The sequence below is a fragment of the Pantoea vagans genome (assembly GCF_004792415.1).
In the GTDB taxonomy this organism is placed as follows: Bacteria; Pseudomonadota; Gammaproteobacteria; order Enterobacterales; family Enterobacteriaceae; genus Pantoea; species Pantoea vagans.
The window spans coordinates 76,122-95,244 of the sequence record NZ_CP038854.1; the positions used below are offsets into that span (position 1 = coordinate 76,122).

The following is a 19,123-nucleotide window of genomic DNA, read 5'->3' on the forward strand; positions in this document are numbered from 1 at the left end:
ATGGCTGGGGATGACTTCACTGTTGATGTTGATTTCCGCAGGTGGAACAGTGCTATTCAGGCAGGCTGATTCGGGTGGCGGCGAAATTATCGCAGCGATGTTTATCACCGCGTCAATCCTCGGGATGTTATGGCTGTGCCGCCTTCTTTATTACCGCTTTTCCGCTCATAACGCATTAAAGTGGCAGGCGTTAATTAATCATCAGCATAGCCTGTGGTGGCAAGAACATCAGAGAACCTTTGCTCTGAAGGACGTTGTTCTGATTGGCCCGGCGGGTTCTGAACACGATGACTGGATCCGCCTGCTTAAATGTGAACAACCTGTACCTGCAAAGCGACAGGAAGCATCGGGAAAAGCATTACGTATTGCGCGAAACTTTTCCGATGATGTCGTTATCCGTGAACAGCAACTGGCTTGTTCTCTGGTCCTGCAATGGAAAAACCAGCGACAAAACCCGGCTGTCGCCTCACCGCAGCGCTGTTACTGGCTGGGGACTAAAAATGCCTGGCAGGCGTTTCTGACGCAGGCAAAAATTCAGCTACCTGAGATCGTTCTTCCTGACACGCCTGAGCCATGGAAGGGTGAAAAGAGCCTGTCTGAAATTGCAGCCCTTTTACATTCAGATGATAACGGGAGCCGCTTTCTGGTTGCCGGATGTCACTCAGAGCCTTTGTCGGCGGACGGCATAAAGCCAGCCGGTGAAGCGGCTGTATTATGGTTTGCAGGCTCTGATGGAGAAGCGTTGGTTTCGCGTGGAGAGTTTTATGATTCAGACGCGCCGGAATCACTGGCGCAGGTGTGTGAACGGGCGCAAAGACAAAGTGGAATTAAGGGGGCACCGGAAGCCGCAATTTTATTTTCTCATTCTGAACTTTCTGAACTTTCTGAACTTACAGGCAGTGGCTGGAATATAACTCAACATCTTCAGGATGAATATTGGGGGGAATTAGACATTATTGAGCCGCTCGTAGTTATTTCCCTCGCGGCTATTCATGCTCAATATCTGGAAAAATCCTGCGGCTGGATAGCGACGGATCCCCAACATACTCTTACATCTGGAATTGTAATGCCTTATGGAAAAGGATAAAGCCAAAAAAACCAGCGAAAGTATTTCTGTCGCTTTTACTGCTGTTCTTGCCATCGTGTCTATCACCCTGATTGTATTATTAGGTGGTCTGGGATACTGGTTTTTTGTTGAAGGTAATTCAACTGAATGGCCGGTTATCCAGACGATATTAATTGGCGCTGGCATTATATGGATCGCGTTGGTCTGCATTACCCTTCTGGGCTTTTTAGCCATTCAGCTGTGGTTGATGAATAGCGTAAAGCAAGCCTCGAACGCTGGCGATCAGACCAGGGGAAACGGGAAAAGACAGCAACAGACAGAGCCAGAAAATATCAGGCATTATTTGCGCAAGCATTATACCTTTTTCTGGCCTTACAAAATCCGACTCCTGCTGGTCACCGGCGACGACACCGCAATCGAACACCTCGTCCCCGGCCTCAAACAAAATCAGTGGCTCGAAGGCAACCGCACCGTTCTGATTTACGGCAGCAGCCTCACCGACATCGACACCGAAAAATACACCGCGCTGCGTAAACTGCGTCGTGGCCGCCCGCTGGATGGCATCATCCGCGTGCTGGATGAAGCGCAGAGCCTCACGCCGCAGCTCAGCGATAACGATCTGCGCGGGCTGGAGAAAATCGGCGAAGCATTGCGCTATTCTGCGCCGGTCTGGATATGGCAGTTATGCGGCAGTGACTGGTCACAGGCCGGGCGTCAGTCGCAGTCTGTCGGTATCACCCTGCCGGTACGGGCGATGCCAGAGGATGTTTCAGCCCGGCTGGATAAGCTGCTGCTCCAACTGCGTGAACAGGGACTTTCGCAGATTGCAGAGCAGCGACAGCATGATTTTCTGTTACGCCTTGCTCAGCAACTTGAACAGGGCGAGAGCAAACACTGGGCGTCACGCCTGACACCCTGGCTCCATGGCGCGCAGAAGCGCGTGCCGCTACGCGGTCTGATGTTCAGCCCGATCGCTCAGGGCGGTCCGGACACTGACCATTCAGTTGACCGCTTCGCAAAAAATCCTGTTATGCCTTCACACCCTCACGCGCTAACGTTTCCCGCCTTCTGGCAGGGCGTGATCAACGACTGCGGTCGCCTGCGAGGTCGCCGTGTCGGTATGGCCTGGGAGCAATCGCTGTCATGGGCCATCATGATACTTATCAGTGTGTGGGGTGTGGGATTGCTGCTCTCCTTTGCGCTGAACTACGGGCAGATCTCATCCGTAGCAGCTAAAGCGCATGCGCTGGCTGAACATCCCGCGGTGTCCGATGACCAGCTCACCGCCCTGCATGACTTACGCAACGATGCCGGTCGTCTGCAGCATCATACTCAGAACGGCTCGCCCTGGTATCAGCGTTTTGGCCTTGACCATAATCAGCCGCTGCTGAGCGCTATGCTCCCCTGGTATGGTGTCGCGAATAACCGTCTGATGCGCGATCCTGCCAGTGAAGCGCTGACAGAAAAACTCGCTGCGCTGGCGAATTCAGTACCGGAGAGCGACCAGCGTGCGCAACTGGCTAAACCCGGCTACGACCAGCTGAAGGCCTGGCTGATGATGGCGCGGCCGGATAAAACCGATGGCGCATTCTATGCGCAAACCATGAAAACAGTTCAGCCGACGCGAAGCGGTATCTCAACCGCATTATGGCAAAGCCTGTCGCCCGATTTGTGGGCATTTTATATGTCTCAGTTGCCCCATCAGCCGCAGTGGAAGATCACCCCCGATGTTCATCTGGTCGCCCAAAGCCGTCAGGTGCTGTTGCAGCAGATTGGACGTCGCAATGCGGAAAGCACCCTCTATCAGAACATGCTCAGGTCAGTGCGCCGCAATTTTGCCGATGTCTCGCTGGACGATATGACCAGCGGAACCGAGGCCCGCCGTCTCTTCACCACTGAGAATGTCGTACCCGGCATATTTACCCGTCAGGCGTGGGAAGGGGGTATTCAGCAGGCGATTGAGAAAGCGGCGAACTCAAGGCGGGATGAAATTGACTGGGTGCTGAGTGACAGCCGGAAAACGGTCTCTGCCGATCTGTCGCCTGACGCGCTCAAAGCCCGTCTGACAGAACGTTACTTCACCGATTTTGCCGGCAGCTGGCTGGGCTTTCTCAATAGCCTGCGCTGGAACCCGGCGAACAGCATTGCAGATGTGACTGATCAGCTGACGCTGATGAGTGATGTCCGTCAGTCACCGCTGATCGCGCTGATGAACACGCTGGCCTGGCAGGGGCAGACCGGGCAGAAAAGTGCCGGACTGTCAGATTCCATTATTAAGTCAGCGAAAGATCTGATGGGCAATAAAGACAAACCGGCGATCGATCAAAGTGCTGTCGGGCCACAGGGGCCGCTTGATGACACCTTCGGACCACTACTGACGCTGATGGGAAAAAACCGAGCCAGCAACGTGATGTCAGCGGACAGCACACTGAGTCTGCAGACTTATCTCACCCGTATCACACGCGTTCGCCTGCGCCTGCAACAGGTCGCGGGTGCTTCCGATCCGCAGGAGATGATGCAGACGCTGGCGCAGACCGTATTCCAGGGCAAGAGTGTGGATCTGACCGATACCCAGCAGTATGGAAGCCTCGTGGCAGCCAGTCTCGGTGAAGAGTGGAGCGGCTTTGGCAACACGCTGTTTGTACAGCCGCTGACGCAGGCGTGGGAGACGGTACTGCAACCCTCGGCAGCCAGCCTCAATGACCGCTGGAGCCGCTCAGTGGTGGCGAACTGGCACACCGCTTTTGATGGTCGTTTCCCGTTTGCAGCCGCTAAAAGCGATGCATCATTACCCATGCTGGCTGAATTTATCCGTAAGGACACCGGTCGCATTGACAGATTCCTCACCACGGAACTGAATGGCGTACTGCACAAAGAGGGCAGTCAGTGGGTGCCGGATACCGCACACAGCCAGGGGCTGACCTTTAATCCGGCCTTCCTGCGGGCTGTGAATCAGCTGAGTCAGCTGTCGGACATTCTGTTTACTGACGGCAGTCAGGGGATCAGCTTTGAACTGCAGGCGCGTCCGGCCGCGCAGGTCGTCGAGACGCAGTTAACGATTGACGGACAGCAACTTCACTATTTTAACCAGATGGCCGACTGGCACTCCTTTCGCTGGCCGGGCGATACCTTTAAGCTGGGCACTATGCTGACCTGGACCTCAGCCAGTGCAGGTGCGCGTCTGTTCGGCGACTACGGCGGTACGTGGGGCTTTATCCGCTGGCTGGCAGAGGGCAAGCGTCAGCAGATTGATCGCAGCCAGTGGATGATGAGCTTCACCGCACCCGATGGACTCACCTTACAGTGGGTGCTGCGCTCCCAGCTGGGGAAAGGACCGCTGGCACTGCTGGCGTTGCGGGACTTCACTTTACCGGAACAAATCTTCAGCGTGGATGCCTCTGCGGCTGCTCAGGCACTTACCAGCACCGATAACTTTGCCATGGATGGAACGGAATAATGGCCACATTACAGAACATTCTTCACGCCTGTGGCGCAGATGAAAAGCGCGCACTGGCTGAAGCACGCATGCGCAGTGCAGAGTGGGACAGCTGGCTGATTCCTCTCGACAGTAATCAGGGAGCCGGAGAGGATCCGGGCTATGACGATGATTTTCAGCATATCCGCGAAGAGGTCAACAAGCTGTCAGGGATCGATACGACACTCATCTGCCAGCTGGCCGAAAAACTGCTGAAAACGACCTGCAAAGACCTGCGCGTACTGACTTTCTACGCCTGGGCACGTCTGCATCAGGAGGGTGAAACTGGATTTGCTCAGGGACTTGAGCTACTGGCAGCGATGCTGGACAGATATGGTGCCGCTTTGCATCCACAACGCGAGCGCAGCCGGAAATCTGCTCTGGATTGGCTGAGCAGCAGTCGCGTGACGGATAGCCTCTCGCTCTATCCTGAAGTGGACATGGCTGTGATGCAGCGAATAACAGTAGCGCTGGTGCTCGCTGAGCAGACATTCCTGACGTTTGACGAGGCGGCAAGACCCGAATTAGCCGGTTTGTATCAGGCGCTGGATAACCGGCTGGTGCAGAGTGGCGGAGCCAACAGTCTGGTGCCGCAGACCAGCCGTGAAGAAAGTGGTGTTGTGGCCTCAGCCACTGCTGAAGCCCCGGTGATGAACACCGTTACTTCCGGGCGTGACCTGCTCGATCAGGCGAAAGTGCTGGCTAAATATTTGCGGGATCAACCCGGTGGGTGGCTGGCGGGGCATCATCTGTTGAAAAGTGTTCGCTGGGACACCTTAACTGAACTTCCTCCGCTTGATGCCGCCGAACGTACCCGACTGACCCCGCCAAAACCTGACAATAAAGCACATCTCAAACGGCTCTGGCTGCAGAAAAGCTGGTCTGAGCTGCTGGAGCATACCGACACATTGCTGGAACAGGGAGTCAATCACTTGTGGCTGGATGTGCAGTGGTACGCCTGGCAGGCGCTGACAAAACTGGATGCGGATACGGTTCGCGCAGACATCCTCTGCCGTGACCTGAAAGGTTTACTGACACGCTTACCCGGACTGGAAGCCCTGACGTTCAATGATGGCACACCCTTTGCGGACGACGTGACGCTGCAATGGATTAACGAAAACGTGCTGGAAGATCTTCATGGATGGAAAGATGAGCCGGTTAACGCCACCGTGATCAGCGCGGATGATGTGCTGACGCTGGAGCCTGAAATGCTCTCCAGAGCGGACAGCGAAGGGATGGAAGCTGCCCTTAGCTGGTTGCAGATGCAGCCAGGATACACCTCATCACGCGATCAGTGGCTGAAGCGCCTGCTGATGGCGCGCGTCAGCGAGCAGTGCGGTAAAAACGAGATGGCGCTTCACCTGCTGGGTGAACTGGATAGCAGTGCCGGAAAACTCACGCTCGGACAGTGGGTGCCGGAACTGATGTTTGAAGTCAAAGCGCGCAGATTAAAACTGCTACGTGGCAAAGCCGGGCGAAGTGAGGCGGACAGGTCCCGTCTGCAGCCAGAAATGGAGGCGCTGCTTTCCGGGCTTATTGCTCTTGACCCGGCGCGTGCTGCGGTGCTGTGCAGCTGATACACCAACCTGAAAGATGAAAATTTATGGATGATTTAACCCTGCGTTATTATGACGCCGAAATGCGTTACCTGCTGGAAGCGGGTGAAGAGTTCGCCCGAGCTCATCCTGAGCAGGCGGCGATGCTCAACCTTGATAAAGCGGGCGCACGTGACCCTTATGTGGAACGTCTGTTTGAAGGTTTCGCCTTCCTGATGGGGCGGCTGCGTGAAAAGCTGGATGATGATTTACCGGAGCTGACCGAAGGTCTGGTCAGTCTGTTGTGGCCGCACTATCTGCGCACCATTCCATCAATGTCGGTGGTCGAATTCACCCCGGACTGGCGCGAAATGAAAGAGCCGATGCGCATCGCGAAAGGTTTTGAGGTAAATTCGCGACCCATTGGCGAGAAGGGAACGCGCTGCCGTTATACCACTACCAAAGAGATCAATCTTCAGCCGCTGTCGCTGGAGAAAGCCCGTCTTACCACGGATTCTGAGGGTCGCTCGGTTGTCACGCTGCGTTTTAACTGCAGCGATCTTGCCGACTGGAGCAGTATCGACCTCCACTCTGTTTCACTGTACTTCAATGCCGACGCGCCACTGGCCTGTGCCATGCATGAAGCCTTTACCATGAATGTGGCGCGGATGTGGCTGAGACTGCCTGGCGATACAGACGCAAAACCCCTGGCAGGACATTTCACCGCCCAGGGATTTGGCGAAGATGACACGCTGTGGCCGACAGGCAGCAGCAGTTTCAGCGGTTATCAGTTGCTGCTGGAGTACTTTACCTTTCGCGAAAAATTCATGTTCACCGGCCTGCGCGGTCTGGAGACCGTGAGCTTTCCGGCCGGACTACGCTGGTTTGAAATCGACGTGGTGCTTGCTGAGCGCTGGGATCATGACTTCAGCTTTACGGAAAAGCATCTGCGTCTGAACTGCGTCCCGGTGATTAACCTCTTTCCGCTGGAGTCCGATCCCCTCACGCTCAACTCACTGCAGACTGAATATATGCTCCGTCCGATGCGCGTGCAGGATGGCCATACCGAGATCTACGCGGTGGACTCGGTAATCTCATCCAGTCAGCACACCTATGTGCCGTTCTCCAGCTTTCGTCATAAAGGCGGCATGATGCGTCACCAGGCGCCGGAGTATTACTACCATACCCGCGTTCGCCGTGGCCCTTCCGGGCTGCATAACACCTGGTTGATCCTCGGTGGAGAAGCTTTTGACAATCACACGGTGCCGGCAGATGAAAGCCTGTCGCTGACGCTCACCGGCACGAATGGTCAGTTACCCCGGCGGGCGCTGCAGAGCACTGTGCTGGATACGGTGATGAAGACCACCTCGGCCAGCATCGCGGTGCGGAATCTCTGCGCGCCAACGCTGCCATGCTATCCACCGGCCCAGGACCGTTTTCACTGGCGGGTACTGAGCCATCTTGGCAGCAGTTTTCTTTCGATGATGGATAACGCTGAAGTGCTGCGCGGCACGCTGGCGCTCTATGAATGGACGCACAGCGAGATGAATCGCCGCCGTCTGGAAGCGATCACCGAGGTAAAGCACAGTGAGACAGAACGTTTTAAACAGGGCTACCTGGTGCGCGGCGTTCAGATTGAAGTCACGCTGGATAGCCACGGTTTTGCCGGGCGGGGAGACATCTGCCTGTTTGGTGAAATGCTGAGCCGGTTTTTTGCGCTCTACACCGATATCTACCTGTTTAACCGTCTCATTATCATCCTGCAACCCACCGGAGAACGCCTGGAATGGCAAGAGAAGCACAACCGACGCATTCCCGGCTGACGTCACGTCTGGAAGCCGATCTTCACCGAATGAATTTTTACCGCTTCTGCCAGCTGCTTGAGAAGCGCCAGCCGGATAAGCCGCTTATAGGATCGACCAGCCACCCTTCAGATGATCCGGTTCGGTTTTGTCCGCATCCGGGGATGGGTTTTCCATCCACCGAGCTGAAAAGCGTTGAATATGATGAGGAAGATGAAAGCAAACCGCCGTTGATACGCACCACCTTCATGGGTCTGTATGGCGTCGATTCTCCGCTGCCCACAACTTACCTGGATGACATTACGCAACGCCGCGAAGGCCACGAGGCGTTACAGGGCTTTCTGGATATCTTCAGCCATCGCATCCTGACGCAGTTTTATCGTATCTGGCGCAAATACTCTTATCCCGCCACCTTTGAGCCAGGCGGCACAGACACTATTTCGCAATCACTGTTAGGGCTGGTGGGGCTGGGAATTCCCGGCACGGCGAACCACATTGCCACCCCGGTTTCACGCTTTATGGCGCTGCTCGGCGTTTTACGTCAGCCAGGGAAAACGCAGGAGGGCATCCAGGCGCTGGTGACACTGCTGGCACCAGAAACGCGCGTCAGTGTCAGTCCCTATTGTCTGAGACCGATTGAAATCAGTCAGCCATTAGGTTTTTACGGCGAGGATGATTTCCTGCTCGACGGTAATTCATCGCTGGGTGAGGAAGCCATGGATGCGAACAGTCAATTGTTGATTGCGCTGATAACAGAGAATGAGCAGGAAGCACAGGGCTGGAAGCCGGACGGTTTGCTCTGGCAGGATTTTCTGATCATGCTGCGGGTCTATCTTGGCTGGCGTTTTAAAGCCCGAATAACCCTGACGCTCAGCACGCGTCTGCTGATTGCGCCGCCATTGGGCGAAGGATCTTTCTGGCTGGGCATGAACGGTGTGCTGGGCGCTGACAGTGAGGAGAGCCTGCACGACATCCCCTCTTTTTACACCACGGAACTGGGTTATTACACCGGTCTGCAGCCGGCTATACCACAACAAGGGAATAGACGTGTTACGTACAAGTTCGATTAAAAACAGACGCTGGCTGCTGCCGTTACTGGCGATCAGCCTGACGGGATGTGGCCTGACGCAGACCGTCACCGATGGCACCAAATCAGCATTCACCGCTGTGTTTTACAAAAAAATTAAAACTCTGCATCTGGATTTCACTGCCCGTGAAGCGCTGAACACTGATGCACGCGAAAATAATTCGCTGTCAGAATCGGTGGTGGTAAGAATTTATCAACTGAAGGATCGTAAAGCCTTTGATAAATCCGTTTATCAGCAGTTACTGAAAGAGGGCGATACCCTTCTTAAAGCCGATCTGCTGGCCAGCCGGGATGTGGTGCTGAAACCCGGCGGCGCAGCGAGTCTGGATATGCCAATGGAGCCTGAGGCAAATTTCGTTGCCGTCGTCGGGCTTTTCCGTCATCCGGACATGGTAAATAACCACTGGAAATGGGTGCTTGAGCGTGAGGAGCTGGATCCCGACAAACCGCGCATTATCGAAGCCGGTGACAATCAGCTGATGCTGCAACCCGTCAAGGAGAAGTGATGCCACAGGGACACAATAGCGCCTCGTTATACGAGATTCTCTACGGTAACTTTACCGGCGGGCTCGATCTGCAACAGGTCAGTGAAGAGAATCAGGTGATTCTGTCGGTGCTGGACAATATGCAACGCATCCTCAACTGCCGGGCGGGTACACTTGCGCATCTGCCCGACTACGGTCTGCCGGATATGACCAAAATTCTGCAGGGGATGCCGGGTACCGCTCACCAGCTGATGAATACGCTTTCAGAGGTGCTGCTTAAATATGAGCCACGCCTGAAGGCGATTAAGGTCGTAATGCTTGAGCAGACCCAGCCGGGAGAGTTGCGCTACGCGATTGATGCCGAACTGAAGGGTCTGGGACTGGTGCGCTACGGCACAGAGTTTATGCCAGAGGGACGTGTTTTATTGCGTCATCTGAGGCAGCAGCATTTCCTGGATAATAAAATGTGAATGTTCACAATTGTTGCATTCAGGAATAATTACGAAATGAAAGCATGTGAGTTATTTCAGACTGAAAATTAACACTCATTTTTAGCAGTTTAAGGAAATAGCTTCTGGCTTATGCTGAATAACATTTAATACCGTGTCAATATATCATCAGGTAAAACAGTTGATATAACGGAAATTGATTATGGCAAAACTGATGACCTCTCTGGCGCTTTGTGCTGAGAGAATGACTAATGGCGAAAAAAGAGTAGCTCAACGGCTGGAAACTAATCTGAGTGAAGATTGCCTGATCTGGTATGATCTCCCGGTAGGAAAAAAATACCGGCATCCGGATTTTGTCATCATTGATCCTTCTCTTGGACTAATTTTTCTGGAAGTCAAAGACTGGCGACTAAGTACCATAAGTCATGCAGATCCGCAGACAGTGACGATAAATACCAGTCAGGGAGAAAAACAGGTCAGCAATCCGCTGGCTCAGGTCAGGGAATATGCCTATGCCACCACAGACATGTTGTCACGTGATCCGCTTCTACAGCAGAAGGGACGATATCAGGGGAAACTAAATATTGCGTGGGCTTATGGCGTGGTATTTACCAATATTACGCGCCAGCAACTCAACTCATTATCCTCTGATGATGCGGTTGAGGCGATATTCCCGCAATCATTAACTATTTGTCAGGACGAAATGACTGAGTCGATCAAAGCATCAGTATTTCGGAACAAAATTTCCGCTCTTTTTACTACAAGATTCAGGCCTGCTATTACGCCTGCGATAAGAGATATTCTGAGGCGCCATCTCTTCCCGGAAATCACGATACCGATAAAAAAAAAGAACATCGGTGTGCAACACGTTATGGATATCCAGCAGGAGTTATTAGCACGAAATCTGGGCGAAGGACATCGTGTTATCCATGGCGTAGCGGGTTCCGGCAAAACGCTCATCTTAATTTATCGTTGTCTCTATCTGGCTGAGACAACAATGCGCCCAGTCCTAGTTCTCTGTTTTAATATCACGCTGGCCAGTTATATCCGTGAATGCATTGCAGATCGAGGACTGGCACATAAAGTAGATGTCTTTCACTTTCATGAATGGTGCAGAAGCACGACGAATAAGTTCCATATATCCGTTCCTGCGAATGGTCAGTTCTTCGAAAATAGTTTTCTGGCTTTGAGCAAAGCCATGGAGAACGGTGCGATAACTGATGCAGGTTACGATGCAGTCATCATCGACGAAGGCCACGATTTTGATCCTGCATGGTTATCGCTGATTGCCCGACTATTTGATAATACCAGCCGCTCGCTGCTATTAATGTACGATGATGCTCAGACACTTTATCGTCGTGAAAAAGCGCTCAACTTCTCGCTAGCGAGTGTAGGTATTCAGGCGCAAGGTCGTACATCGATTCTTCGTGCTAATTATCGTAACCCTCGCTCTATTCTTAATTTTGCTTACGCTTTTGCACGCGACTACTTCGACAGAAATCATAATCAGGAAATTCCCCTCGTATTACCGGAAGCCTGGGGGGATGAGGGAGAGGTGCCTGTTATTGAGCAGTGCCAGTCAGAAGCAGATGAGGCCCGATATGTTATTAACTGGTTAAAAAGGAATTATGAGAATACCGGCTACTGGGGAGAAATGGCTATTCTTTGCCCTACACACTTCTCTGCTGCCTCACTTTTAGAACTGATGATGAAGCATCAAATTCCTGCCTCAACAAGCTTCACTGCACATGAAAAGCGATGTTATTCACATCGGGAAAATGCTGTACATCTGCTGACATTCCAGAGCAGTAAGGGACTGGAATTTCCATTTGTGGCGGTTGTTAATGCGTCATTCGTACCCAAAGCTATTGAGAATGAATCACAGGCTATCCCGGCGCTATATGTTGCTTTCACTCGGGCAACCAGGGGCTTGTTAGTGACTTTCTACAAACAAAATAGCATCAGCCAACACCTTAAACATTTCTCAGAAACGGATCTTCAGGAGCTTTCCTTTGGTGAACCCCGCAAAAACCTTTAAAACCGGCGGCGACCCGCGTGGCTTAGCGGATTATGCTGCGCTGCGCGATGAACTGGCGAAGCTGTCTCATCCGGCGCGTCCTGATGTTGACTGGACACGCGTTGAGCAATTGAGTCTTTCGCTGTTTCACAACAACGGCCTGGAACTGCAGACTCTGTGCTGGTACACGCTGGCGCGAACCCGACTCGCGGGCATGGCGGGCCTGAACCAGGGGCTGGCACTTTTGGACAGGCTGATGACTCAGCAGTGGGGAACGCTCTGGCCCCGGCCTGTCCATGCCCGGATGGAAATCCTTGCCGGACTCAGTCAACGGCTGCAGGCTGTATTGCGCACACTGACGCTCGAATATGCGCAACTGCCCCTGATTTATGAGGCAGAGAAATACCTGAACAATGTGCGTGATCTTCTGCAGCGTCTGGAATTAAAAAATATCAGTCAGACAGCCGAGCTGGCTCTGTTTATGCAAAAGGCAGCCACCCGGCTTGAAAATCAGTACGCCAGTCAGGGTGACCCCTCTGCCAGCGTTATCCCTGTGGCAGACCACGAAGCTGAAATGCCAGCAGAGTCTGCTTCGGTTACGGTTGAACCCGATGAGCGTCTGCCCGAAATCATCGACAACGTTAACATTTTGAATATCCCAGCAAAACCAGCACCGCAGCCTAATTATTCCGCCAGAATCGAGCCAGCGACCATCAGCCGTAATGAAGCCACTGAACCCTTCATAAAACCTGCTTCTATTGCGGCTGATGCGGATCAGGTGCCAGTGAACCCGGAGATACCACAGGTATCAGCCCCCCGGCAGACATGGCGGCCTTTTACTGCGGGTATGCTGACCATGCTGGTTCTGGGCGCGATCGCTCTGTGGAGCTGGCAAAAAATCGCTCCGCAGCCGGTCAGTCCCGTACCGGCCATCGCCGATGCGCACGCACTGACAACGCTGGCGCAGTTGCCGCCATTGTGGCGACAGGAATATGGCTTTGTGCTCGCCACCAGAGCTGAACCTGGCGAAACAGAGACGTTAAAAGCGCAGTGGCAGCAGTACCTTATGGGAAATGCACTACCCACAGAATCATTATCCGGCTGGCATCAGGGGATGGAAGGATTGCAGGCACTGACACACCGCCTGAATATGCTTGATGAGCGCAAAGGCAGGTATCTCACCGGCTCGGAGCTGAAGTCGATGGTGTTCGCGATAACGCAGAACTTCAGCCGCTCAGTTCCCCTTGAAGAGCAGCTTTATCAGCTGGGGCAGTCAGAAAGTGCCGCATCAGGTAGAGCCGCACAGCTGGCGCAGGTTGATATGCAGTTTACTCAGCTGCTGAATCGCTATGCGCTGATCAAAAATCAGCCAGAGTGATGGTGTACAGCGATAAGCACTGAGAGGATCAAATGTCTGCCGGGTCGCTTATGGCAAAATCGATAATCTGCGCCATAGTCAATATTCATCGATTGATTGCGCTTTAGCTTTTATTAAATCCATCGGCGCATAGGTTACGCGCTATTTAACAGAGGTTAAAATGTCTACAGAATCTCCGGAAGATATCTCCAGCGACCTGTCTCAGTTCGTTGGCACACATTTTGTCTATACCTATGATAATGGCTGGAAATACGAGTGGTACGCCCGCAATGAAACGACCTGTGACTACCGTATTCATCAGGGGCTGGTGGGCGGTCGTTGGGTGACTAATCAGAAAATGCACGCAGTGCAGTTTGCGCCCGGCATCTACAAAGTTGACTGGCATGAACCCACCGGCACCTGCGTCAGCCTGCTGTTTGATCTGAATCGCACCCTGCTTCACGGGACAATTTTCTTCCCGCAGTGGATTGCCGGAGAAGGTCAGCATCCGGAAAAAACCATCTGCTACCAGAATGACTTCATTGAAGATATGCACCGCTTCCGCGACGAAGGCCCGGCCTATCCTTATGTGATCATTCCTGAGTTTGCGAAAGTGACTTACATGAAAAACGAAGGGCCGGATAACGATGAAGTCATCAATCAGGCACCGGGGCAGATGCCTGCTGACTATTTTGATGGTAAGTAACTGATAGTACGACCCGCCGCTATGGGCGGGTCGCTTCAGCCTGGCGTGCCAGCGTGCGGGCCAGTATGGATGAGTAGAGTGGTTTTCCCCCCAGAAACTGCGCCAGCAGCGTTGCCCCCAGACAGGTAATAATCATCGGCAATATCAGCTGATAGTTATCGGTCATCTCCAGCACCAGCACGATCCCGGTGAGCGGTGCCCTTACCGAAGCGGCAAACAGTGCGCCCATCCCGGCAATCGCAAAGGTTCCCGCGTCCAGATGATACAACGGGAACAGATCCGTCATCGCTACCCCAAAAGCTGTCCCGAGCAGCGTTCCCAATGCCAGCATCGGCGCAAAAATACCGCCCGGCGCACCTGAGCCAAAACAGAGCAGAGTAGTGACCAGCCTGACCATGAAGATGAGCAGCAGCAGGGTGAACGGGAACACGCCATGAACCGCCTGCGGAATCAGTTCTGAGCCGCCGCCTGCGCCAGGTGCGAACAGCAGCGCCAGAATACCGCAGCCGCCGCCGAGCAATGCACCCGCCAGCACCACGCGAGCCGTTTTGCCGGCATAAAAACGGGCAAAGAGATCCTGCGTTATGAATATCAGGCGGTTGAACAGTACGCCGACCATGCCGATGATCATACCCAGCACCAGATACATCCACAGCGTCTGGACTGGCGCATCAGCCAGTTTGCCAACGGAGATCACCGCCTGTTCGCCGTTGAAACAGCGAAATACGATGCTCGCCATAATCACACCGGTAAACACCGCTTTAATCGAAATCAGGTTATAGCGAAACTGCGGACGCATCTCCTCGATAATGAACAGTATGCCGGCCAGCGGCGCGTTAAACGCGGCGGCCAGGCCCGCAGCCGCGCCCGTTGCCAGCAGCGTATGACGCGCTTCGTTGCTGCGCATCCCCAGAACATCAATCACCATGCGGCCAATGTTGCCGCCCAACTGCACCGTCGGGCCTTCACGGCCCAGCACCATTCCGGCACCCAGCGTGCCCATGCCGCCAAAAAATTTCACCGGAATCACCCGCCACCAGCGCACAGGTCTCAGCTCTTCCAGCGCCCCTTCAATTTCGGGAATGCCGGAACCACCTGCTTCGGGCGCAAAGCGTCTGACGAGAAAATAGCCGACCATCGCCAGCAACGCCGAAATGGCAAAAGCGGCGGCGTAAAGCATCCAGCCCTGAAACTGCGCGGGGATAAGCGTATCGGCGCGCCACTGCTGTATTGCTTCAACGGCCCGGGCAAACGCTACGCCCGCCAGACCGACCAGCGTACCGACCAGCGCGGCACAAAACAGCATCGCCAGCGGCGTTTTATCACGATAGAGCAGGGCGCGAAACATCCGGCTGCGCGCCGCGAGGGAACGGGGAACATAAACCGGCTGCGGTGATTCTTCATTCATTGAGAGGCATTCTTGTTCAACCAGACCAGCGTGCCAGTTTACTGAGTGATAAGGTGAAAACAAACGTCAGGATCAATTTCAGCCGGGAAAAGAGTTAATCGGTCTGCGGTGGACAAACCACTTGCGCCATGCGTTCGCGGTAGGCTGGGCTGTCCTGGTTTTTCAGCGCCTGAGCCGCGGCGGTCAGCGTGAGCTGATTCTGTTGCAGGTTCTGCCTGTCATTGAGAAACGTCTGGCGCAGTTTTTCATCGGAGAAGGCTGGCGGTAACTGACACTTCTGGCGCAGATCGTCGGTTATCTGCTGCTGACGCAGTGTAAACTGCAGCGTTTCATAGGGCCCGGCGGTCACAAGCATGGGACATACTGACAGCAGCATAAACAGCGTATTGCGGATCACGTTCATGATGATCTCCTGACTGCTGAGGACAGCAAAGGCTCTTCGGCAGTTTCAGTTGAGTTTAATCGCATTGAGTGATTAGCCTGAGCACAGCACCATCGACCGTGTGCAGCAATGTCGCCACGGTTGACGCAATAATCATAGCAATACTGGCGCGACAGGGAGCTGACATGCAGCCACATTCCACTGAAATTCTTACCGCTGACTGCTGTATCGTCGGCGGTGGCCCGGCCGGCTTAATGCTGGGTTATCTGTTTGCCCGCGCAGGCCTGCGCGTAGTCGTCATCGAAAAACATGCTGACTTTCTTCACGACTTTCGCGGAGACACTATCCACCCTTCGACGCTGGAAATAATGCATCAGCTCGGACTGCTGGAATCTTTCCTGACGCTGCCGCATCAGCGAGCCGAAAAGCTTGAGGCAGAAATTGCAGGACAAAGCATTACGATGGCCGACTTCTCGCGTCTGCCGGTTCAGTGTCGTTTTATTGCCTTCATGCCGCAGTGGGATTTCCTGAACTATATGGCAGAGCAGAGTGCCCGCTATCCGGGCTTCAGCCTGCTGCTGTCGACTGCCTTCGAGTCGTTGATCGAAGAAAATGGCACGGTCAGCGGCGTGACGGCCTCACGCGGCAATCAGCAGCTGCATATTCGCTGCAAACTGGTGGTCGGTGCGGACGGTCGCCATTCGCGCGTGCGCGAAGCTGCCGGGCTGATCGGACAGGAATTTGGCGCCGCGCGCGATGTCATCTGGTTCCGCTTAAGTAAGCAGCCGCAGGATCCCGAGCTGGGCATGGGGCATAAAGGGCCGAAGCAGAACTTCATCGTTATCGATCGTGGCGACTACTGGCAGTGCGGTTTGACCATTCCGAAAGGGGAGTTTGAGGCGAAACAGGCCGCCGGTCTCGACGCGTTTAAAGCAGACGTGGCGGCAGTGTCGCCTTTTGAGGCGACGCGCCTGTCGGAAATCGAAAGCTGGGAAGCGTTTAAGCTGCTGTCGATACGTATCGACCGGCTGGATAAGTGGGCGAAACCTGGCGTGCTCTGCATTGGTGATGCTGCGCATGCGATGTCGCCAATAGGCGGTGTTGGCGTTAATCTGGCGATTCAGGATGCGGTGGCGACGGCGAATCTCCTTACCGCCCCACTGAAACGGGGAGAACTGCAGCTGCGCGATCTGGAAAAAGTGCAGAAGCGTCGTCAGTTCCCCACTGTCGCCACGCAGTTTCTGCAGATTAAAATGAGCCGCAACAAAGCCAGAAGAAAATCCACTGGCAGCAGTAAGGTTCCGGCGATTATCCATCGCCTGCCGTTTCTGCGTTTTGTGCTGGGTCGCCTGATCGGTCTGGGCTTCAGAACGGAGTCGCCACAAGTTGCGCGTATGAAGTCAGCGCGTTAAATGATTTCGACAGCGATCAGATATCGTGCGACACTGTTTCACTGTGAAAGTACTGTCAGATTGAGCCGCTATTTATCTGATAATTGGGCGCTAATTGAGCATTCTTAAGCTAAATTATTTTCGATTTTTGCGCCTGCAAAGGAGAGGTTTCAGTGCATAACGAGCAAAATGGCAGCGACGTAAAACGTCTGAGTGCGATCAAGGCACTTTTGTCGCCGGATGAAACACGGGATAAAGTGCTGGAGAGATTCGTGAATCTCGCCAGTCAGGTGCTGGGTATTTCAGGCAGCTTCATTTCGATTATTGACGATCATAATCAATACATAAGAGCGGCACGGAACTTCGATCTTAAACAATCGACCCGTGATGAGTCTCTCTGCCGCCACGTTATAGATGGTGAAGGGCATCTGGTGGTGGTTGACACCCTGCTGGATGAACGCTTTGTGACGCACCCCTTTGTGGAAGGCGACCCGCATATTCGTTTCTATGCCGGTGTGGCGCTGCAGAACCTTGACGGCGCGATGCTGGGAACGCTCTGCGTAACCGATACACAGCCCCATCCCTTTGCGGATGAGAAACTCGCTACGCTGCGCTCACTGGCCACACTGGTGACCTCTTTTCTGGATGCCTGGAACAATGCGGGTTTTGCCGACGTTATAACGCATCTGCCGAACCGGCCACGGCTGATTCGTGATCTGCAGCAACTGACTGTTACCGCGCCCCACAGCCGTTTTCGCCTGATTCTTATCGACTGTCTCGACATTATTCGCATGTATGAGCTTTCCCGCGCGGTCGGCATTGCACCGATGGAGAAATTGCTGAGGCAGATGGCACAGGATGCCGCACAGCGGCTCAATCTGCCGGAGAACGAGACGCTTTACACATTTGCCCCTGGCCGTTTTGCCATTGTGCAGCCCTACTCAGGCCGTTATTCAGCGCATAACATAATCGATCTGTTCAACGGCATGCGGGCCGATCTGGCGGAAAATATCACGCTCGATCTGGATGTCTTTACCGGCGAAACAGAGTTTGTACCGGGACAGATGGATGCCAACGAAACGGTGCGTCAGGCCGTCAGTGCGCTACATGAAGCGATTGATGAGAACATCAGTGCGATGTCGTTTGATGAGAGTTACGACTCGCGGCGCACCGATGACTTTATGATCATGAACGATCTGGCTCAGGCGCTGAAGAAAGATGAAGAGCTGTATCTCGCCTGGCAGCCCAAAGTGTGTCTCAAAACCGGTAAAACGGTAGGGCTGGAGGCGCTGATTCGCTGGAATCATCCTGAGCGGGGTGAGCTCTTCCCATCAGAGTTCATTCCGCTAGCGGGTAAAACCAACCTGATCTCCGATCTGACCAACTGGGTGATTGATCATGCGGTTGAGCAACTGGCGCGCTGGAATCGCGATTACAACCTGATTCCGGTCTCGATTAACGTCAGTGAACGCGACTTCGCCAGGCCTGATTTTGCCGACCAGCTGGTGGCGAAATTAGCGGCAGCACAGTTACCAAATTCGATTATGGGTATTGAGTGTCTGGAGAATGAACTGATCACCAAAAGCGATGTGGCGATTAAAGGGCTGGAAGCGCTGAAATCGCATGGCTTTGTGATCTCGCTGGATGATTTCGGCGTTGGCTACAGCAATATCAGCTACCTGCAGGATATCCCGCTGGATGTGATTAAGATCGACCGATCGCTGATCTCGCGTATGGGCGAGGACGACGCATCCAAAATCATCGTCAGATGCATCATCGGGATGCTGAAAGAGCTGAATTACACCGTGCTGGCCGAAGGTGTGGAAGCAGAAGCCACGCTGGGACTGCTGAAAACCTACGGCTGCGATCAGATTCAGGGCTACTTCTTTTCAAAACCGCTGCCAGCCAGCGACATTGAACACTGGCTTTATCCGAAGTCACGCTAGTCAACCCGCCCGCAGCA

Annotated in this window: 14 protein-coding genes; 12 read left to right on the plus strand and 2 right to left on the minus strand. The window is 53.8% G+C overall.

The annotated features are described in order from the left end of the window. Nucleotides 1-10 precede the first annotated feature (10 nt). From EGO56_RS19250 to EGO56_RS19295, 10 genes are all read left to right on the plus strand, one after another. Nucleotides 11-1,087, plus strand: coding sequence for a hypothetical protein (locus EGO56_RS19250; RefSeq protein WP_238349036.1), 1,077 nt, complete (start codon nt 11-13; stop codon nt 1,085-1,087). After that, nucleotides 1,074-4,523 (plus strand): ImcF-related family protein, encoded by a 3,450-nt coding sequence (locus EGO56_RS19255; RefSeq protein ID WP_135910670.1) that lies wholly within the window; start codon nt 1,074-1,076, stop codon nt 4,521-4,523. The genes EGO56_RS19250 and EGO56_RS19255 overlap by 14 nt, the downstream gene beginning before the upstream one ends. Continuing rightward, nucleotides 4,523-6,118, plus strand: coding sequence for a type VI secretion system protein TssA (gene tssA / locus EGO56_RS19260; RefSeq protein ID WP_135910671.1), 1,596 nt, complete (start codon nt 4,523-4,525; stop codon nt 6,116-6,118). The genes EGO56_RS19255 and tssA overlap by 1 nt, the downstream gene beginning before the upstream one ends. Nucleotides 6,119-6,144: 26 nt before the next feature. Next, nucleotides 6,145-7,899, plus strand: a complete 1,755-nt coding sequence (gene tssF, locus EGO56_RS19265) for a type VI secretion system baseplate subunit TssF (RefSeq protein WP_135910672.1) — start codon at nt 6,145-6,147, stop codon at nt 7,897-7,899. After that, entirely contained in the window at nt 7,863-8,948 is a 1,086-nt protein-coding gene (tssG, locus tag EGO56_RS19270) for a type VI secretion system baseplate subunit TssG (protein WP_135910673.1), read from the plus strand. The genes tssF and tssG overlap by 37 nt, the downstream gene beginning before the upstream one ends. Next, nucleotides 8,926-9,471 carry a type VI secretion system lipoprotein TssJ gene (gene tssJ, locus EGO56_RS19275; RefSeq protein WP_135910674.1) on the plus strand — a complete coding sequence of 182 codons (546 nt, stop codon included), beginning with the start codon at nt 8,926-8,928 and terminating at the stop codon, nt 9,469-9,471. The genes tssG and tssJ overlap by 23 nt, the downstream gene beginning before the upstream one ends. Further along, the gene (gene tssE, locus EGO56_RS19280) at nt 9,471-9,920 is read left to right on the plus strand and encodes a type VI secretion system baseplate subunit TssE (protein WP_135910675.1); all 450 of its coding nucleotides are present in this window, start codon (nt 9,471-9,473) and stop codon (nt 9,918-9,920) included. Before tssJ ends, tssE begins: the two co-directional genes overlap by 1 nt. Nucleotides 9,921-10,143: 223 nt before the next feature. Beyond that, entirely contained in the window at nt 10,144-11,937 is a 1,794-nt protein-coding gene (locus tag EGO56_RS19285; RefSeq protein ID WP_238349050.1) for a DEAD/DEAH box helicase, read from the plus strand. After that, on the plus strand, nt 11,912-13,294 hold the full coding sequence (locus EGO56_RS19290) for a VasL domain-containing protein (RefSeq protein ID WP_135910677.1): 1,383 nt from the start codon (nt 11,912-11,914) through the stop codon (nt 13,292-13,294). Before EGO56_RS19285 ends, EGO56_RS19290 begins: the two co-directional genes overlap by 26 nt. A 160-nt stretch (nt 13,295-13,454) precedes the next feature. Beyond that, a complete protein-coding gene (locus tag EGO56_RS19295) occupies nt 13,455-13,979 on the plus strand; it encodes a phenolic acid decarboxylase (RefSeq protein WP_013196415.1) in 525 nt (174 codons plus the stop codon). 19 nt (nt 13,980-13,998) lie between these two features. Here EGO56_RS19295 and clcA read toward each other — a convergent pair whose 3' ends face one another. Together clcA and EGO56_RS19305 are read right to left on the minus strand one after the other, a co-directional pair. Continuing rightward, a complete protein-coding gene (clcA, locus tag EGO56_RS19300; RefSeq protein ID WP_238349052.1) occupies nt 13,999-15,327 on the minus strand; it encodes a H(+)/Cl(-) exchange transporter ClcA in 1,329 nt (442 codons plus the stop codon). Between the two features lie 154 nt (nt 15,328-15,481). Next, the gene (locus EGO56_RS19305; RefSeq protein ID WP_135910679.1) at nt 15,482-15,790 is read right to left on the minus strand and encodes a YicS family protein; all 309 of its coding nucleotides are present in this window, start codon (nt 15,788-15,790) and stop codon (nt 15,482-15,484) included. 164 nt (nt 15,791-15,954) lie between these two features. Between EGO56_RS19305 and EGO56_RS19310 the strand changes: the two genes are divergently transcribed. Then, nucleotides 15,955-17,181, plus strand: a complete 1,227-nt coding sequence (locus tag EGO56_RS19310) for an FAD-dependent oxidoreductase (protein WP_135910680.1) — start codon at nt 15,955-15,957, stop codon at nt 17,179-17,181. Nucleotides 17,182-17,333: 152 nt separating this feature from the next. Continuing rightward, entirely contained in the window at nt 17,334-19,106 is a 1,773-nt protein-coding gene (locus EGO56_RS19315; protein WP_135910681.1) for a sensor domain-containing phosphodiesterase, read from the plus strand. Nucleotides 19,107-19,123: the final 17 nt, after the last annotated feature.